Annotated in this window: 13 protein-coding genes; 5 read left to right on the forward strand and 8 right to left on the reverse strand. The window is 67.7% G+C overall.

The genetic code is table 11. From position 1 onward, the window contains the following. Window positions 1–173 precede the first annotated feature (173 nt). On the forward strand, window positions 174–1,091 hold the full coding sequence (locus tag FEZ61_RS05630) for a GGDEF domain-containing protein (protein WP_017641204.1): 918 nt from the start codon (window positions 174–176) through the stop codon (window positions 1,089–1,091). On the opposite strand, the gene FEZ61_RS05635 is transcribed toward FEZ61_RS05630, so the two are convergent. Continuing rightward, entirely contained in the window at window positions 1,088–1,396 is a 309-nt protein-coding gene (locus tag FEZ61_RS05635; RefSeq protein ID WP_017641205.1) for a hypothetical protein, read from the reverse strand. The genes FEZ61_RS05630 and FEZ61_RS05635 overlap by 4 nt on opposite strands. 148 nt (window positions 1,397–1,544) lie before the next feature. Beyond that, on the reverse strand, window positions 1,545–3,164 hold the full coding sequence (locus tag FEZ61_RS05640; RefSeq protein WP_093251617.1) for a methyl-accepting chemotaxis protein: 1,620 nt from the start codon (window positions 3,162–3,164) through the stop codon (window positions 1,545–1,547). A gap of 225 nt (window positions 3,165–3,389) precedes the next feature. Between FEZ61_RS05640 and FEZ61_RS05645 the strand changes: the two genes are divergently transcribed. After that, a complete protein-coding gene (locus FEZ61_RS05645; protein ID WP_093251620.1) occupies window positions 3,390–6,476 on the forward strand; it encodes an ATP-binding protein in 3,087 nt (1,028 codons plus the stop codon). Here FEZ61_RS05645 and FEZ61_RS05650 read toward each other — a convergent pair. Further along, on the reverse strand, window positions 6,473–7,789 hold the full coding sequence (locus FEZ61_RS05650; RefSeq protein WP_093251623.1) for an APC family permease: 1,317 nt from the start codon (window positions 7,787–7,789) through the stop codon (window positions 6,473–6,475). The genes FEZ61_RS05645 and FEZ61_RS05650 overlap by 4 nt on opposite strands. A gap of 393 nt (window positions 7,790–8,182) precedes the next feature. On the opposite strand from FEZ61_RS05650, the gene FEZ61_RS05655 reads away from it, so the two are divergent. After that, window positions 8,183–11,077, forward strand: a complete 2,895-nt coding sequence (locus FEZ61_RS05655; protein ID WP_173147658.1) for a PAS domain S-box protein — start codon at window positions 8,183–8,185, stop codon at window positions 11,075–11,077. Here FEZ61_RS05655 and FEZ61_RS05660 read toward each other — a convergent pair. Next, window positions 11,074–11,988 (reverse strand): transporter, encoded by a 915-nt coding sequence (locus FEZ61_RS05660; protein WP_173148101.1) that lies wholly within the window; start codon window positions 11,986–11,988, stop codon window positions 11,074–11,076. The genes FEZ61_RS05655 and FEZ61_RS05660 overlap by 4 nt on opposite strands. A 107-nt stretch (window positions 11,989–12,095) precedes the next feature. Then, window positions 12,096–13,088 (reverse strand): helix-turn-helix transcriptional regulator, encoded by a 993-nt coding sequence (locus tag FEZ61_RS05665; protein ID WP_173147660.1) that lies wholly within the window; start codon window positions 13,086–13,088, stop codon window positions 12,096–12,098. Window positions 13,089–13,367: 279 nt separating this feature from the next. Here FEZ61_RS05665 and FEZ61_RS05670 point away from each other — a divergent pair, with 279 nt between their 5' ends. Then, window positions 13,368–14,333 carry an alpha/beta hydrolase gene (locus FEZ61_RS05670; RefSeq protein ID WP_173147662.1) on the forward strand — a complete coding sequence of 322 codons (966 nt, stop codon included), beginning with the start codon at window positions 13,368–13,370 and terminating at the stop codon, window positions 14,331–14,333. A gap of 15 nt (window positions 14,334–14,348) precedes the next feature. Here the strand turns inward: FEZ61_RS05670 and FEZ61_RS05675 are convergent, their stop codons facing one another. The 3 genes from FEZ61_RS05675 to FEZ61_RS05685 all read right to left on the reverse strand — a co-directional run bounded on the left by FEZ61_RS05675 (window position 14,349) and on the right by FEZ61_RS05685 (window position 17,666). After that, a complete protein-coding gene (locus FEZ61_RS05675) occupies window positions 14,349–15,509 on the reverse strand; it encodes a D-alanyl-D-alanine carboxypeptidase family protein (RefSeq protein ID WP_242455112.1) in 1,161 nt (386 codons plus the stop codon). Between the two features lie 119 nt (window positions 15,510–15,628). Further along, complete coding sequence (locus tag FEZ61_RS05680; protein ID WP_173147664.1) at window positions 15,629–17,011, reverse strand: HAMP domain-containing sensor histidine kinase; 1,383 nt, start codon at window positions 17,009–17,011, stop codon at window positions 15,629–15,631. Beyond that, the gene (locus FEZ61_RS05685) at window positions 16,989–17,666 is read right to left on the reverse strand and encodes a response regulator transcription factor (RefSeq protein WP_173147666.1); all 678 of its coding nucleotides are present in this window, start codon (window positions 17,664–17,666) and stop codon (window positions 16,989–16,991) included. The genes FEZ61_RS05680 and FEZ61_RS05685 overlap by 23 nt, the downstream gene beginning before the upstream one ends. 151 nt (window positions 17,667–17,817) lie before the next feature. Between FEZ61_RS05685 and FEZ61_RS05690 the strand changes: the two genes are divergently transcribed. Beyond that, window positions 17,818–18,603 (forward strand): substrate-binding domain-containing protein, encoded by a 786-nt coding sequence (locus FEZ61_RS05690; protein WP_093251664.1) that lies wholly within the window; start codon window positions 17,818–17,820, stop codon window positions 18,601–18,603. Window positions 18,604–18,606 lie beyond the last annotated feature (3 nt).

The following is an 18,606-nucleotide window of genomic DNA, read 5'->3' on the forward strand; positions in this document are numbered from 1 at the left end:
AAGCCGTCAAACGCCTGCGCCTGCCCGGTCTGCCATTCGTCGGCGAACGCCCCTATCGCCTTACCTGTCTCCTCTCCCCGACAACACGGCGACAGGTGACCGGACGACAGACCTCAGTTCCCGCCGCGCCAGGCCGATAACCCGATAATTCGTTCGACTTCCAGGCCCTGCCCATGTCCCCTGTCGATTCCGCTGTCGATCTTCGCGCCCTCCTCGACTCGATCCAGGAGTTCATCGTCGCCAAGGACGGCCAGGGGCGTTGGCTGTTCGTCAACCGTATCGTGCTCGAAGCCTATGCCATGGTCGGCTTCGACTACGTCGGCGTCACCGATGCCGAATTGATCGAACGCTTTCCCGCCTTTGCCGAGGCGTTCGTCTACAACATCCAGACCGACGAACTCGCTTGGCAGAACGCCGCGCCTACGCTGGTCGAAAAGTCCTTCATGGGTCCGGATGGACGTATCAATACCTGGGAAGTGGTCAAGACCCCGCACTTCGACGCACGAGGCGAACGCCGGCTGCTGACCATCGTCAGCCGCAATGTCACCGAGCGCAAATTGGCGGAGACCGCCTTGCAGGAAAGCGAGAGTCGCTACAAGTCCCTGGCCTATCTGGATGCCCTGACCGGGGTCGCCAATCGGCGCAGCATTCTCGACCAGATCGCACGCCACAGAGCCAGCGACGCCAGCGGCCCCTGTGCCCTCTTCTACCTGGATCTCGACCGCTTCAAGGCCATCAACGACGAATTCGGCCACGAGTTCGGCGATCTGCTCCTGGTGGCCTTCGTCGCCCGGGTCAGCGCCTGCCTGCGGCGGGAGGATCTGCTCGGCCGTATCGGCGGTGACGAATTCATCGTCTACCTGTGCGATACCACGCCCACTGCCGCCCTGGCCATGGCCGAGCGCCTGTGCCGCGCCCTGCAGGAACCCTGGCACATCCAGGGCGTCACCCTGAGTACCACCTCATCCATCGGCATCGCCCACTGCGCCGATGGCACGCTCAACGTCCATGAGCTGATCCGTCGGGCGGACGCCGCCCTCTACCAGGCCAAGCGGGCTGGACGTGCGCGGGTCGTACTGGCCGAGGCCTAGAGTCGTTCCGTGGGCTGGGCGCGAATCAGGATTTCGCGCTGGCGGAAGGCCGTTTCCAGCTGGCGGCGATAGCCGTCCCACCAGGCCCGATCCAGGGTCTCGGTCATCACTTCGTAGACCAGCAACTCATCGTCCTCGACCCGGTCGGCCTCGTCCTGGCACAGACCTTCGACCGGGGCGCGGCTGAAGGCAGTCAGGCCGCCGAAGCGCTCGACCAACACCTGGCGCACCTCCTGAAACAGCGCCCCTGGCAGGCGCTGGCCGTCATTGTCGTTGAGGGGTAGCAGCAACTGGACGAGGTACATGGCATCTCTCCGCTCGTGATAGTAGGACAGACCGTCCCGGACCCCGGTCGGGTTCCCGCACGTCCCAAGGACAACCGCCTGGACACGAAAAAGCCCCGCCAGCGGTAGACACCAGCGAGGCCTTTCAAGCAAGCGGCTAAGTCTGCGATCAGACCGAGAAGCGGCCAACCAGGCGATTCATATCCACCGCCAGGCGCGAGACCTCATGGGCGGCCGCTGCGGTCTGGTGGGCACCGGCCGAGGTCTGCATCGACAGATCGCGGATGCTGACCAGATTCTGGTCCACCGACCGGGCGACCTGGGCCTGCTCTTCCGAAGCCGTGGCGATAAGGAAGTTGCGCTCGTTGATCTCGGTGATGGAGCGGGCGATCTCCTCCAGGGCGGCGCCGGCTTCGTTGGCGATCTTCAGGGTGGCGGTGGCCTCGTCGCGGCTGCGTTGCATGGCCTGCACGGCGCCTTCCGAACCGCTCTGGATGCCGCCGATCATCTGCTCGATCTCGCGGGTGGATTCCTGGGTTCTATGGGCCAGGGCGCGCACCTCGTCGGCGACCACGGCGAAGCCGCGGCCCTGTTCACCGGCTCGGGCGGCTTCGATAGCGGCGTTCAGCGCCAGCAGGTTGGTCTGCTCGGCGATGCCGCGGATCACATCGACCACGGTGGCGATGCCTTGCGCCTGACCGGCCAGAGCGACGATCTGCTCGCTGGTGTGGGACACGGTGCTGGTCAGCGAATGGATGGCGTTGACGGTCTCGGTGACGCGGGCCGCGCCCAGGCCGGTGGAACGCTCGGATTGCTGCGCCGAGGTAGAGGCCGAGGCGGCGTTGCGTGCCACCTCCTCGACGGCGGCGGTCATCTCGTTGACCGCCGCGGCAGCCTGCTCCACCTCGCCATTCTGGCGCTGCAGGCCACGGCTGGCCTCGTCGGTCACGGCATTCATCTCTTCGGCGGCGGACGCCAGTTGGGTCGAGGCCTCGCCAATGTGGCTGACGGTGTCGCGCAGGGTCTGCTGCATCTGCACCGTGGCGCGCATCAGGTCGGCCATCTCGTCTCGACCGGTTGCCTGGGCCGCGACCCGCAGATCGCCTTCGGCAATGCGCTTGTTGATGGCCAGCACCTGGCGCAGCGGCTGCAGGATGCTGCGGGTGTAGAGCACGGCCAGCACCACGGTAAGCACCACGGCCACGGCGGAGATGATCCCGAGCAGCCAGAGGTTACGGCTATAGGTCTGGTTGGCCAGCTCGCCCGCCTGCTTGGCGCCGCGTTGGTTGAAGTCACCCAGGGCGACGATCTTCTCCTGCAGGTCGTTGGTCAGCGGACGGATATTGGCATTGACGTAGGCGGTCCCTTCGCTGGCCGGACGCGTCCGGGCGATGGCAACGATCTCGTCGAGACGTGCGTCGTAGGCCTTGACGCCGGCGGACACGGCATCGGCCAACCGCTGCTCCTCGGGCGAAGCGACCAGGGCCTGATAAGCCGCCACTTCCTTCTGCAGCTGGCCGCGTGCCTGGGTGATGGTCGCCGCGGCGGTCTGCTTCATCTGCTCGTCTTCCGAGGCCACCATGCGCAGGGTTTCCAGACGCAACCTGAGTACCAGGCTATCCATCTTCGCCGTTTGCGCGATGCTGGCCATCCAGTTGGTCTCGACATCCTGTTCGGCCTGGTACAGGGAATTCAAGCCCACGGCCGAAGTAACCGCCAGTACCAGCAGCAACAGGGTAACGGCGGCAAAACACACGGCCGAACGGGCCGACAATTTCAGGGTACGCATGGCGCAACTCCAGGCAGGAAAGGCGTATTCACCCCTTCTGGTCGGCGCTACCGTTACTGGCTGAATAGCCACCCATCGGCGATCAACGGCGTACCCCCCACGAGCTGCAGGCTAGAGCTGACGCGGGCTCCAGGGGAATGTGTCAACCTGACGAGCAACCGCCGCCCTGGCAAAATGCCATGCACAGTCAGGCTAGAATGAGACTTTTCCTCAATCGAAATCCCCATGCCGCCGACGAAGCTTCGCCCTGCGCGTCTGGTCCCCTTGCGCAATCGCCTGCTGGCCATCGCCTTCGCCGGAATCGTGCCCCTGGCGCTGGTAGCCGGCCTGGGACTCTGGCTGCTTGTGCAACACCAGCAGCACGAAGCCGAACAGCGGGCACTGGAGTCCAGTCGCCAAGCCGCGACCACCATCGAAAGCGAATTGCGCCGCTCTGTGACCATTCTCCAGGCGCTGGCCGAGTCGCCCCTGTTGCGGACGGGCGACCTGAGCGATTTCGAAACCCTGGTCGGGCGCATCCTGCCGCTGGTGCCAGGTTGGCGAACGGTGCTGCTCGCCACGCCGGACGGCCAGGTCGTCCGGCGGATATCGAGCGTCAACCGGCCCGTTGGCGGTCCTCTCGCCGAACCGGACAGCTTTGCCGAGGTACTCGCCCAACGCCGGCCAGTGATCGGGCAACTCGGCCGCGGTCCCGCCGGCCTTCTGGCCTTTCCGATCCGGGTCCCGGTGCTGCGCGAGGGTCGACTGAATTTCGTGCTGACCGCGGTGATGACGCCGGAGAGCATCCGCGCGGCGCGCCTGACCCGCGCCCTGCCCAAGGACTGGGTGGGTTCGGTATTCGATCGCCATGGCCGGCGCATCGCTCGTACCAGCCGGCACGAGGAAAGCCTGGGCGAGCCGGCCCTGCCAGGTCTGGCGGAGATCCTGGCGCAGCCGGGCGAAGAAGGCGTCGGCACTTCGCGTACCCGGGAAGGCCACGACGTCTATACGGCCTTCGTGCGCCTGCCCGATTCCGGCTGGACGGTGACCACGGCGATCCCCACCGAAGAGGTGGCCGCGGCCGCCAATCGCTCCTTCGCCCTCTATGGCGGCGGCCTGGTGCTGTCGGTAGCCTTTGCCTGGACGGTAGCCCTGCTGCTGTCACGGCGCATCAGCCGTCCGGTGCAGGCCCTGCAGGAGGCCGCTCAGGCCCTGGGCAGGCGCCTGCCGCCGGTATTGCCCGACAGCGACGTGCTGGAGATCCGCCAGGTGGGCGAAGCGCTGCTGGCCGCCGCCGAAGCCCGGCGGCTGATCGAAGAGGAGCGCGACGACTACCTGCGCGGCCTGCAACTGAGCCAGGCGCAGCTGCAGTTGCAGGTCGCCGACCTGGAAATCCTGCAACGGCTCAATCATCGCCTGCTGCAACTGCCTTCACTGCCACAGCAGCTGCAGGAGATTCTCGACGTCCTCTGTCGCTTTCATCAAACGCCCCTGGGCTGCGTGTCCTTGGTGGAAGACGGCCAGCCGCCACGGCTCTATGTCACCGCCGGTTTCTCGGCCGAGGACCAGGCACGCCTGACCGCCCTGGCTCCCGCGGAGAGTGTCTGTGCAGCCGCCATCGAGCAGGGTGAACGGGTGCTGGTGCCCGACCTGGCAAAAGCACCCGAACTCTCCGCCCTGGCCGCCATCGGCTGCCGCCTGGGTTTCGCAGCCGTACATGCCGTGCCGCTGCGCAGCACCCTGCACGGCACCCTGGGCGCCCTCACCGTGCACCTGCCGGAGGCACGCGAGCCCACGCCGCGCGAGCAGCGCCTGGCCGACCTGTGCGCGTCCAAGGCGGTGCTGGTGATCGATCGTGCCCGTATCCAGGAGGCTGCCCTGCGGTCGCAACGCCGCCTGCGGGTGGCGCTGGAAAGCTCGCAGGTGTCCTTTGGCATCGCCGTACCCGCTGCCGAAGGCACTTTCGCCTGGGACTATCTCAACCCCATTGGGACCACCACCCTGGGTCTCGACAGCCGTGACGCCAACGCCCGCCTGCCCTGGGCCAGCACCCGCATCCTGCAGCTCTGCGCGGACCACCAGGCCGAGGAAGTCGCCTGGTCCGTCGAATTGCAGGGCCCGGATGCCCAGGGCGCCAGTTGCTGGCTGCAGATCGGCGCCACGCCCTTCGACGGCAACGTCGCGGTGTGGTTTCTGGACATCAGCGAACGCAAGCGCCAGGAGCAGCAGCTGCGCGACAACGATCGGCAAAAGGACGAATTCCTCGCCGTGCTGGCCCATGAACTGCGCAATCCCCTGGCGCCCATTCGCCACGCGGCGGCACTGATCGCCGCGCCGCAGGCGTCGCCCGAACAGCAACAGCGCAGTTGCCAGACCATCGAGCGGCAGGTGGAGCGCATGGGCGCCCTGCTCAACGACCTGCTGGATATCTCGCGCATCACCTTCGGCCGCATCACCCTGCACAACACCTTCGTCACCCTGCAGTCGGTACTCGAGGCAGCGGCCGATGCGACCCTGGCGCCGATGCAGGACAAGCGCCAGCGCTTCGACCTGCACCTGCCCGAGGCGCCGCTCTGGCTGTACGCCGACCCGCTGCGCCTGGAGCAGATCTTCGTCAACCTGCTGGGCAATGCCGCCCGCTACACCCCGGAGGGCGGTCGGATCGTGCTCGCCGTCTCCACGGGTGACGAAGAGGTACGGGTGGAGATTGCCGACAACGGCATCGGTATCGCCCCAGAACGCCTGAGCGATCTGTTCCAGATGTTCGGCCAGATCGATCCACGCCTGGCGGAGCGTTCGCCTGGCCTGGGTATCGGCCTGGCCCTTTCCCGCGAGCTGGCACGGCTGCAGGGCGGCGACATCGCCGCCACCAGCGCCGGCCTGGGCCAGGGCAGCCGCTTCACCGTGAACCTGCCGCTGACGGTGGCGCCCCCGGCCACAGAGCAGGAGGCCGTGGCGGCCACCTCGGCGGCGCCCGCCACCCGCCGGATCCTGGTCGCAGACGACAACTCCGACATCGCCGACACCATCGCCGAACTCCTTGAGCTGGACGGCCACGAGGTGCGTGTCGCCTACGATGGCCAGCAGGCCCTGACCCTGTTCCAGAGCTACGGCCCCGAGATCGTCATCTCGGATATCGGCATGCCGGGCCTGACCGGTCATCAACTGGCGCGGGCGATCCGCGAGACGCCGGCCGGTCAGGCCGTCAAGCTGATCGCCATGACCGGCTGGGGCCAGGCCCAGGACAAGGCCGAGGCCCTGGCGGCCGGCTTCGATCATCACCTGACCAAGCCGGCCGACATGCAGACCCTCTATGCCCTGGTGGGCGCCTAGGCCGTTACCCGGCGCGCGCCGGCCAGCCGCGTCAGCCCATAGAGCGCCACGCCCACCAGCAGCATCAGCCCGGCGCGCCACCAGGTCGCCGCGCCCTGCTGGGCGATCAGCAGCGCGCAGGAGGCCAGGGCCAGCACCGGGAAGATCCAGTGAACGCGGAAATGCGGATGCTCGACCCGGTCGCGCTTGAGCACCAGCACCGCCAGGTTGGTGCTGATGAACACCACCAGGAGCAGCAGCACCACGGTTTCGGCCAGCACATCCAGGGTGCTGGTGAAGGTCAGGGCGATGGCCACCGCGGTGGTGGCGAGGATGGCGATGCCGGGAGTCTGCCGCCGTGGCAGCACCCGGCCGAGCACCGCGGGCAGCAGGCCTTGACGAGCCATGCCGTAGGCCAGACGGCTGGCCATGATCATGGTCAGGAGCGCGCCATTGGCCACCGCGATGAGCGCGATGACGGCGAACACTCGGGTCGGCACGCCCAGGCCCGAGGCGCCGAGGACGTCCATCAGCGGCGCACCCGAGGCCTTGAGCTGCGCCACCGGCAGCACCAGGGCGGCGCCGGCGCCTACCAGCATGTAGACGATACCGGCGATGACCAGAGCGCCAAACAACGCCCGCGGATAGACCCGGCTGACGTCCCGTACCTCTTCCGCCAGGTTGGCCGAGGTCTCGAAGCCGACGAAGGAGTAGAAGGCCAATAGCGAAGCACTGAGAATGGCCACGGTGGCCGAGGGCGCATCCACTTCCAGTAGCCGCGCCGGCTCGCCCTGCCCCTGGGCGACGAACCAGGCCGCCGCCGCGACGACGATCACCAGACCTGACAGCTCGATCAGGGTCATCACCAGATTGACCGACAGCGACTCCTTGATGCCGCGCGCATTGAGCAGGCCTATCAACAGCAGAAAGCCCAGGCAGACCCAGCTGGCGGGCCAGGGCACCAGCGCCTGCAGATAGCCACCGGTAAAGGCCACGGCCAATCCCGCGGCGCTGGTGACCCCGGCGGCCAGCATCGAGAAGCCTACCAGGAAGGATAGCCAGGGCCGCCCGAAGGCCCGTTCGGCGAACACCGCCGCCCCACCGGCCTTGGGGTACTTGGTGACCAGCTCGGCATAGGAGGCCGCGGTCAGCAGGGCGAACAGCAGGGCAATCAGTAAGGGTGCCCAGATGGCGCCGCCGACCCGGCCGGCGATGGTGCCCGCCAGGGCATAGACGCCCGCGCCCAGAACGTCGCCCAGGATGAAGAACAACAGCATGGGCAGGGTGATGGCGCGTTTGAGTGCGCCCGGTGCGGCTGAGGATTCCTGGGCCATGCGGTGGTGCTCCTTGAGCGATCGAAGGGAAAGCGGCGAACCCTTGCCGGGTCCGTCTCGTGCAACCGTAGAGAGCGCGGGCGACGACCGGGTTCCAGGCGCGGACCGTTCATCCAGCGAACCTGCGGGCGCCTTGCAGGCCTGGCCGTCGCTCGGACGTGCCGGTTTCGCTGCCCTGCCCGCCTCGCTTGCCCTGCTCTAGGCCAGGCGACTGGACCAGGTCGCCGTCTCGCTCTAAGGCGCAGTGCTTTTCTCGCGCTGGAGCGTCCTCTCATCCAGTCGGCTTGCCGATCAGCGGCAGAGGCTTTTCTGCCCGAAGCGCGCCCGCCACACTCTGGCGTTTTTCGCGGTCCAACCCTCCCGTGACCGCTTTCGCCGAGGATTTCCAGCAAGATGAGTGAGGTACCCCTGGCCACGCTGACCCGCGCAGAGCTCGAAGCCGAAGTTCTGCGCCTGCGTGCCGCCCTGCAGCCTGCCGCGCCCCGCTCCAGCAAGGCTCGTAGTCGCGCGGTGCTGGAAAGCACTACCCAATTCGCCATCGTGGTCAGCGACCGTCAGGGGCGCATCACCGATTGGAATCCGGGTGCCGAGCAGGTCATGGGCTGGAGCGCTCAGGAGATGATCGGCGAGCAAGCCTCGCGTTTCTTCACCCCCGAAGACCGCGCCAACCATCGCGCCGAATACGAGATGGCCAAGGCCCTGAAGGACGGCAGCGCCCTGGACGAGCGCTGGCACCTGCGCCAGGACGGCCAGCGCTTCTGGGCCTCGGGGGAGATGATGGCCCTCACCGACGAAGACGGGGAGCCCCTGGGCTTCGTCAAGATCCTGCGCGATCGCACCGTCGAACACCTGGCGGGCCTGGCGCTCAAGGAAACCCAGGAGCGCTATCGCCTGGTGGCCGAAGCCACCAACGACGCCATCTGGGATTGGGACTTCAACAGTGGCCAGGTCCTATGGAACGAAGCCCTGACCACGGCCTATGGTCACCTGCCGGAAACCGTGGAACCCACTGGCAGCTGGTGGCTCGGCCAGATCCACCCGGACGACCGCGCACGGATCGATGCCTCCATCCACGGGGTGATCGACGGCGACGGCGTGGTCTGGACCGACGAGTACCGCTTCCTGCGGGCCGACGGCTCCTACGCCCTGGTGTTCGACCGCGGCCGGGTGATCCGCGACAGCTACGGCCGCCCGACGCGGATGATCGGCGCCATGCTGGACATGAGCCAACTGCAGACCGCCGAAACCGCCCTGCGCAAGAGCGAGGAACGCTTTCGCGCCATCATCGAGACCATCGGCTCGGCCTTCGCCATCGTCCAGGTCAAGTTCGACGCCGACGACAAGCCCATCGACTACCGCTTCCTGGAGGCCAACCCGGCCTTCGAACGCCAGGCCGGGGTCAACCTGCGCGGCAAGTGGGTGACCGAATTCGCCCCCAACCTGGAACGGTTCTGGTTCGATACCTACGGCCACGTGGCCAAGACCGGCGAGCCGGCGACCTTCGAGAACTACGCCAACACCTTCGAGCGCTGGTTCGATGTCCGCGCCGTGCGGGTGGGCGATCCCGACGAACGCCAGATCGCCATCCTCTTCAGCGACGTGACCGAGCGGCGCAACGCCGAGGAACGGCTGCGCATCAGCGAGGCGCTGGCGCGGGAAAACATCGAGCGGGTGCAGCTGGCACTGTCCGCCGGCGCCATCATCGGCACCTGGCACTGGGACCTGCCCACCGACCGATTCACCGTGGACGAAGCCTTCGCCACGGTCTTCGGCCTCGATCCGCGCCTGGGTCGCGAAGGTCTGAGCCTGGCCCAGGTGGTGACCAACGTCCATCCCGACGACAAGGACGGTCTCGCCCACGCCATCGACGTCGTGATCGCCCAGGGCGGTCCCTTCGCCCACCAGTACCGGGTACGGCGCGGCGATGGCCGCTACTACTGGATCGAGGCCAATGGCCGGGTCGATCACGCCGCCGACGGCACCCCGCTGCACTTTCCCGGGGTGCTCATCGACGTCGAGGAGCGGCGAGCCATCGAAGCCGAGCGGGACAAGGCCCTGGCCGCCCTGCGGACCCTCAACGAGACCCTGGAGATCCGGGTCGCCGAACGCTCGGCCGAGTTGATGCAGGCCGAGGAAAAGCTGCGCCAGTCGCAGAAGATGGAGGCGGTCGGCCAGTTGACCGGCGGCCTCGCCCACGACTTCAACAACCTGCTGGCCGGCATCTCCGGTGCCTTGGAGTTGATGGAGACGCGCATCGCCCAGGGGCGGCTGCGCGAACTCGATCGCTACCTGGTGGCCGCCCAGGGCGCCGCCAAGCGCGCCGCCGCTCTCACCCACCGACTGCTGGCCTTCTCCCGGCGCCAGACCCTGGCGCCGCGGCCAGTGGACGTCAACCAGCTGATCGATGGCCTCACCGAACTCATCCAGCGCACCGTCGGCCCTGGCATCCAAGTGGAAACCGTCGGCGCCGCCGGCCTCTGGCCCGCCCTGGTGGACCCCAGCCAGCTGGAAAATTCACTGCTCAATCTCTGCATCAATGCCCGCGACGCGATGCCCAAGGGCGGTCGCATCACCATCGAAACCGCCAATCGCTGGATGGATCGTGAAATCGCCCGCGCCCAGGACCTGCCGGAAGGCCAGTACCTGTCGCTGTGCGTGACCGATACCGGGGTGGGCATACCGCCCGAGGTCGCCGCCCGGGTGTTCGAACCCTTCTTCACCACCAAGCCCATCGGCCAGGGCACCGGCCTGGGCCTGTCGATGATCTATGGCTTCGCTCGCCAGTCAGGCGGCCAGGTGCGGCTCTACTCCGAGGTCGGCCAGGGCACCACCCTGTGCATCTACCTGCCGCGCTACCTGGGCGAAGCACCGGCCGCCGAAGGGCTGGCCACCCGCCTGGACGTGGCCGGTACCAGCCAGGGCGAAACGGTGCTGATCGTCGACGACGAGCCGACGGTGCGGATGCTGGTCATGGATATTCTCGAAGACCTCGGCTACGCGGTGCTCGAAGCGGCCGACAGTCTGACGGGTCTGAAGATCCTGCAATCGGACGTGCACCTCGACCTGTTGATCACCGACGTCGGCCTGCCCGGCGGCATGAACGGGCGGCAGATGGCCGATGCGGGGCGCCAGTCACGCCCCGGACTCAAGACGCTGTTCATCACCGGCTATGCCGAGAACGCTGCCATCGGCAATGGCCATCTGGATCCCGGCATGGAGATCCTCACCAAGCCCTTCGCCGTCGATGTCCTGGCGGCGCGGGTGCGCGAGATGATGGGTGCGGTCTAGAAGCTGGCGCCGAGCTTCAGCGCCACGGTATAGCCCTCTGCCCGGTTGCGCGCCTCGAATTCCTTGTAGGCGTGCAGCCAGATGGCCGGTAGCCCCGAGGTGGGCTCGAAGAAGCTGAGCGCCGGCCCCAGTGCCAGCGTCCGGGCACGGTTGCCGCGGGTCAGGCCGGGGGCGTCGTCGTCGCTGAGCTGGCGGTAGTAGTAGCCGCCCAGGCCCGCGGTCCAGGGGCCGAAATGCTGGCCGACGGCGAATTCGTGGCGATACTCCACCCCGCTGCGATAGTCGGTGGCGGCGTTGCGCGCATTGAGGTCGACCTGGAAGCTGGACGACAGCTCCAGTCCGCTCGGGCTGATGTAGCTGGCGTTGAGGATCGGCGAGACCGTCCAGTGGTTGGTCCCGGGGCTGACCAGGCGATCCCTATCGTAGTCGCCGGTCGGCGCCTGGATCGACAGCTGGGTGTTGATGCCGACGCCGGGCGCCGGCTCCCAGGCGAGGATCAGCGGAATCAGCTGCAGATCCGCCGGGCGGAACAGCTCGGCGCTGTCGCTGAACACGCGCTGGCCGCCGGCGTTGATGCCGAGATCGGCGTCCATGCGAAAGAACACCGAGACCGCGCCGAAGCCGTAGCGCGCACCGAACAGCTGCTGGTCGGTCATGCGTAGATAGGCCAGGCCGATGGCCAGGACGTTGATGTTGAAATCGTTGCCATCGTCCTTGCCATGGCTGTCCTTGATCACCCGTGCCTGGTAGTCGCTGAAGCGCAGGCCGACCGTACCGAAGGGCGTCGACGGCGGCATGAAGCCGGCGCCGAAGTCCTGCACCCCGGCCGCGGTGGTCGGCATGCCCTTTTCGGTGGCGTGGGTGGTGGTGGCCAGCGCGGCGAGCGACAGGACGGCGGCGCGAGTCAGCATTCCGGGCAGAGACGGCATGGCAGGATTCCTCAGGACATTCGAGCGGGCGAGCGAGGCCTCACCGGGCACGAGCGGCGCCCAGTCTTGGCGTAGGGATCAGGGGGCGGTCAGTCCGGTGCGGCGGCGACCTGTTGGGCGATCTGCGCCTTGCGGTTGACGCCGAGCTTCTCGTAGATGCGCCTCAGGTGATGGCGGACCGTGGCCGGCGCCATGCCCAGGTTGCGGGCGACTTCCTTGTAGGTCTGGCCCAGGGCGAAGCACTGGGCCACTTCCAGTTCTCGGGCGCTGAGGCGTTCCGCCGAACTGCGCCGACGCGCCTTGAGCAGCAGCAGATCGCCCAGCGGCTGGGCATCGAGCTGCAGGGTGCGGCCCTGGTAGGTGCCCTGAGGATCGCAGGCGGGCGGCAGGCGATTACCCTGCCAGCCCTCCCACTCCCCCGCCAGCAGGGCGGCGAAGCCGGGCTCCATGGACAGCAGCACGCCATAGCGATCACACACCGCCAGGGCCGTTTCGTCGAAGCTGCCCTGGCTGTCTCTCAGGGTCGCCAGGGTGCGCAGGCAGCTCTCGCGCTCGGCATGCAGCAGGTGTGGCATCAGCCATTCCACCAGTTGGCATTCCAGCGCGGTGAAAGGCGTGGCGGGATCCTCGCGGAACAGCGTGAGGTGCACGCCCAGGCGGGTCTGGTCGTCGGTGAGCACGATGCGCAGCCCATGGGCCAGGCCATACCGCTGCCCCAGGGCGGCCAGGGCCGGCGCGGCCGTCTGGTCCCGGCAATCGAACAGCTGACAGCGGCCCTGCTCCTGATGCAGGTCGCCGAGGGCGTGGTCCTCGGCCTTGAGGGCATCCCATTCCTGGGTATAGCTGCCGGGCAGCCCCAACAGGAAGGTGCTGTGCGCCACGGGGACGCCGTCGCGCCAGGCGGAGTTGCCCCACCAGGCCTTGTCGAAGGCGACCAGGCGCTGCAGCTGCTCCAGCGCCTGGGCATGGAACTCGGTGATGGCCCCGCCACGCAGGCGGGCCTGCAGCGCCAGGACGACCTGGCTGAAGCGAGCGACCACCGCACTGGGCACGCTGCAGGAAACGACGGCTGACTGATCCATGCTACCCCCATTGTTTTGATTGTCGTTGGGTAGGATGCCGGCCCCCTGACGGGGCCTGGCTTGGGTCCGAGTCTACCGTACCGCTGCGGCGCGCCTATCGTTCAGATGCAGGATAGGCCGCCCTCTGCTACCCGCGCGTCCGCGCAACGGCCGCGCGCGAACCGGGGTCCAACGCCGGTCGCCATCGTTCATCTGATCGATAGACCCGCCCGTGACCTCCGGCGAGGCTGGCGGCGACCCGGCCTCCATCCTGGCGCCCGGAAACCTAGGAGAAGCCCCATGCACGACGTCTTCGCGCGCCTCACCCCGGAGGTGGCCGGCCTGCTGGCGCAGCTGGCCGCCCACCCGCAGCCACCGCTGGACAGCCTCACCCCGGAGCAGGCGCGCGCCGCCTATGTGCAGCTGAATCGCGCCCTCGGCCTGCCGCCGGAGCCGGTGACGCGGGTGGAGGCGCTCACCGCGCCAGGTCCCCTCGGCCCCATCCCGTTGCGTCTCTATCGGCCCTATGCGGAAGACGCTCGACCGCGCCCACTGGTAGTCTATCTGCACGGCGGTGGCTGGGTGATCGGCGACCTGGACAGCCATGATTCGCTCTGCCGCCAGATCGCCCTGGGCACCGACTGCGCGGTGCTGGCGGTGCACTATGCCCTTGCCCCGGAACATCCGGCGCCAGCCAGTCCCGATGATGTCCTGGCCGTCTTGCGCTGGCTGGCCGAGGCCGGCAGCGCCTTGCACCTCGATCTCGACCGCGTCGCCGTGGCCGGCGACAGCGCTGGCGGCGGTCTGGCCGCCATGGCCGCGCTGCACCTGCGCGAGGGTCCGCTCAGGCTCAGGGCCCAGGTGCTGATCTATCCCGGGGTCGACAACACCCCCGAGGCCTGGCATCACCCCTCGCGGATCGAGAACGCCCAGGTTCCACCGCTGACCCGGCCGATGATGGACTACTTCTCCGGCATGTACCTGCAGGATGTGGATACCCGCGATCCACGGGTGTCACCCCTTTACGCCTCCTCCCACGCCAATCTGCCGCCCGCGCTGATCTTCGGCGCCGAATGCGATGCCCTACGCGACGATGCCCGGCTCTATGCCCAGGCGCTGATCGGCGCCGGCAACGCCGTGGAGTACCATGAGCTGCCGGGCATGATCCATGGCTTCATCGAGATGCTCGGGGTGCTGCCAGGCGTGCGCTGGACCCTGGAAAGGATGAACGCCTTTCTGCGCGAACATCTGCAGCAGGAGGCCTGAGGCCGCCCGTGCGGGTCAGATCCGGCCGAACCAGTGCAGCACCAGTCGGTAGAGGCGCTCCGGCCAGCGCGACCACCAGCCGCCCTGCTCCGCCGCCTCCAGGGCCACCAGCGGGCGGGTCTGCAGGACGCGGTCGCCCTCCACCAGCTCCAGGCGGCCGACCACCGCGCCCTGGGCGATGGGCGCCACCAGCGGCTCGTCCAGCACCAGCCGACGCTCGGGCGGCTGCTGACCCTTGGGGCGGGTCAGCACCACGTCCTGGGTCACCCCCACCGGCAGGGTCGACTGCTCGCCTTCCCAGATCGCCGGGGTACCCAGGGCGACGCCGGCCTGGTCCAGGGTCTGGTTCTCGAAGAAGCGATAGCCGTAGGTCAGCAGCTTCTGGGTATCCGCCGCGCGGTTGTTGATGGAGTTGGAGCCGAACACCGCGGTGATCAGCCGGCGCCCATCGCGCAGTGCCGAGGTCACCATGCAATAGCCGGCCGCCTCGGTATGGCCGGTCTTGAGACCATCCACGCTGTGATCGCGCCAGAGCAGCAGATTGCGATTGGGCTGGCGGATACCGTTCCAGGTGAAGTACTTCTTGGCGTAGAGCTCATAGTAGGCCGACTCGTCCTGGATGATGGCCCGCGCCAGCAGCGCCATGTCGTAGGGCGAGGAAAAGTGTTCGGGGTCGGGTAGCCCGGTGGGATTCATGAAGTGGCTGTCGTGCAGGCCCAGGCGCTGCGCAGTGGCGTTCATCAGACTGGCGAAGCTCTCGTTGCTGCCGGCGATGTGCTCGGCCAGGGCCACGCTGGCGTCGTTGCCCGAATCGATGACGATGCCCTGCAGTAGATCATGCACCGACACCGAGGTGCGCGGATCGAGAAACATCCGCGAGCCCTCGGTGCGCCAGGCGTGCTCGCTGACGGTGACCTGATCGTCGGCCTTGAGCTGGCCGGCCTGGATATCGCGGGTCGCCACATAGACGGTCATCAGCTTGGTCAGGCTGGCCGGCGGCAGGTGCTCGTGGGAATCCTCCTCGGCGATCACCTGGCCGGTGGTGGCATCCATCAGTACCCAGGCCTTGGCCGAGAGCTGGGGTGGCGAGGGAATGAGCACATTGGCGGCGGGCGCAGCGGCGGGCGCGGCCTCGACCTGGCCGAGCCAGGCGAGACCCAGGGCGGCGAGGCCCAGTAGCAGGGGGTGTTTCACGAGCGGCAGATCCGGTGTGGCGGAAGAGGCCCGCCATCCTGGGAGAGCCCTGCCGCGGTCTCAAATGAAGCAAAATGAAGAAAAATTTAGGAAGCCGCGCCTCAGCCGGCGCTGGTGATGACCACCCGGGCGCCCACCGGCTCCGCCGCTTCGATGCTCAGGCTGAAACCATGCAGGCGGACGATGGCCGCCACCAGCGACAGGCCCAGGCCGTAGCCCGGCTGTTGGCGACTGGCATCGCCGCGATAGAGCCGCCGCAGCACGCTCTCCCGCTCGGCTTCGGGAATGCCGGGGCCGTCGTCGATCACCTCGATGCGCACCGCGGTGCCGACCCCGCGTGCCACCAGGCGCACCTGGCCATCCTCGGGGGCGAACTTGAGGGCGTTGTCCAGGAGATTGACCAGGGCCTCGAACAGCAACTCGGCGTCGCCCTGCACCTCCGGCAGTTCCTCACCCAGTTCCAGGCTCAGGGTCTGGGCCTTTTCCTGGGCCAGGGGCTCGTAGAAATCATGGGCCTGGCGCAGCAGCGCGGCCAGATCGAGGGGCGCGAAGGCCATGCGCCGCCGGGTGTCCTCCAGCTCGGAGATACGCAGCAAGCCCTGGAAGCGCGACATGATGGCTTCGGTCTCGGCCAGAGCTTCCGCGAGGCTGTCGGCCTGGGGTTCGGCCAGCGGCAGCTGCTGCAACTGGTGCAGGCGCGCCCGCAGCCGCGTCAGCGGGGTGCGCAGGTCATGGGCGATGCCGTCGCAGACCCCGTTCACCTCGTGCATCGAGCGCTCCAGCTGGGCCAGGGTGGTATTGACCGCATCGGCCAGCATGTCCAGTTCGTCGTGCCGCGGTGACAGCGGCAGCCGCTCCTCCAGATGACCGGCGACGATCCGCTCCAGGCTGCGTTGCAGTCGCTCGACGCGCCGCAGCGGGCGCCGCCGCAACAGGTGCCAGCCGATCAGCCCGGGAATCAAGGTCAGCGACAGCCCCCAGAACAGCGCTTGGCCGATGATGCCGCCCACCGCCGAAATGGAACCGCCATCGCGTGCCAGCACCAGGATGCGGCCGTCCGCGCGGCGCTGCAGAAAGGCATGGCTGCTGCGCGTCTCGTCCAGGGCGTCGGAGGTCCGGAGTCCCCGCTGCAGGTAGTGCACCCGGCCATCGTCCGGCAGGTTGCGCAAGAGCTTGACCAGGTTGCCGGCGACATAGCGGCCATCGGCTTCGAACAGGCCGTAGGCGTCGATACCGGGCATGGAATAGACCTCGCTGGCCTGCAGCTCGCCCAGCAGGTCGGCATCCGCCACCTTGCCGTAGTAGTGCGCCCGCTGCAGCAGGGTGCGCTCCGCCACGGCACCCAGATAGCCGGAGATCTGCCAGTAGAGCACCCCGGTGAAGACCGCACCCCAGGCCACGAAGAGCAGCGCATAGAGCGCCAGCAGGCGACTGCTCCCCGAGCGCCAGCGCCTGCCGGCCCTAGTCCGGGACGACGAGGACATAGCCGGCTCCGCGGACGGTATGCACCAGCGGCCGCCCCGCCCGCTCGATCTTGCGTCTCAGCCGCCCCATGTGCACGTCGATGATGTTGGTGCCCGGATCGAAGTGATAGCCCCAGACCTGCTCGAAGAGCATGGTGCGGGTCACCAGTTGGCCGGCGTTGCGCATCAGGTAGGTGAGGATCTTGAATTCGGTGGGCAACAGGGCGATGGCCTCGCCGGCGCGGGTCAGGGTGTTCTCGATCAGGTCCAGGGTAAGCTCGCCCACCCGCAGCTGGTGACTGGCGGACTGGGCCACCGGCCGCCTGAGCAGTGCCTCCAGACGGGCCATCATCTCCACCAGGGAAAAGGGCTTGGTCAGGTAGTCGTCACCGCCGCATCTCAGGCCGCGGACGCGCTCGTCGACATCGGACAGGGCGCTGAGCATCAGCACCGGGGTGGCGATGCCGAGGCCACGCAGGGTGCTGACGATGGTCAGGCCGTCGAAATCCGGCAGCATGCGGTCGAGGGTGATGATGTCGTGGCCGCCGGCGATGGCCGCGGCCAGGCCGTCGCGGCCGGTGCGTTCCCAGCGCACCTGATAGTCTTGAGCCTGCAATTCGCTGGCGATGGCGTGAGCGGTCACCTTGTCGTCTTCGATGACCAAAGCCTGGGTCATAGCGGCCTCTGGATCTGGCGCCCGGTCTGGCGGACCGGACACCCTAGGGAAAACCACCAGGCCGGTAAACTAAATTTTTCTTCATTCGGACTAACGCGCTCCCGCCTCGCCCGCGGTCTATCGTCGGTCTTTTCACCCTGGAGTCATCACCATGTTTCGACGTTTGCCCACCCTCGCCTTCGGCGCCCTGCTGCTGGCTTCCACGCCGCTGCTGGCGGCGCAACCTGCCACCACCCTCACGGTGCTGAGTTCGGGCGGGATCATGGGCGCCATCCGTGAGGTCGCGCCGGCCTATGAAAAGGCCACCGGCGTGAAACTGGATATCGCCGCCGCGCCGTCCATGGGCGACACGCCCCAGGCCATCCCCCAGCGCCTGGCCCGCAACGAGCCGGCCGACGTGGTGCTGATGGTGGGTTCGGCCTTGGACAAGCTGGTCGCCAACGGCCAGGCGCTCAAGGACAGCCGCGTCGACCTGGGCCAGTCGTTCATCGCCCTGGCGGTGCGCAAGGGCGCGCCCAAGCCGGACATCTCCACCATGGACGCCTTCAAGCAGAGCCTGGAGAACGCCCAGTCGGTGGCCTATTCTGACAGCGCCAGCGGCGTCTACCTGGCGCACATCCTGTTCCCGCGCATGCAGCTGAGCGATGCTTTTAAGGCCAAGGCGCGCATGATCCCCGCCGAGCCGGTGGGCGAAGTCGTCGCCCGCGGTGACGCGCAGCTGGGCTTCCAGCAACTGAGCGAATTGAAGCCCGTGCAAGGCATCGACATCGTCGGCCTGATCCCCGACCAGGCGCAGAAGATGACCCTCTATTCCGGCGCCGTGGTCAGCAAGAGCACGCACCCGGATGCGGCCCGCGCTCTGCTGCAGTACCTGGCCTCGAAGGACGCCGCCAAGGCCATCCAGGACAGCGGCCTCAAGCCCATCCCCGCGCAGTGAACC

The organism is Pseudomonas sp. MS15a(2019) (assembly GCF_013277805.1).
Lineage (GTDB): Bacteria > Pseudomonadota > Gammaproteobacteria > Pseudomonadales > Pseudomonadaceae > Chryseomonas > Chryseomonas benzopyrenica.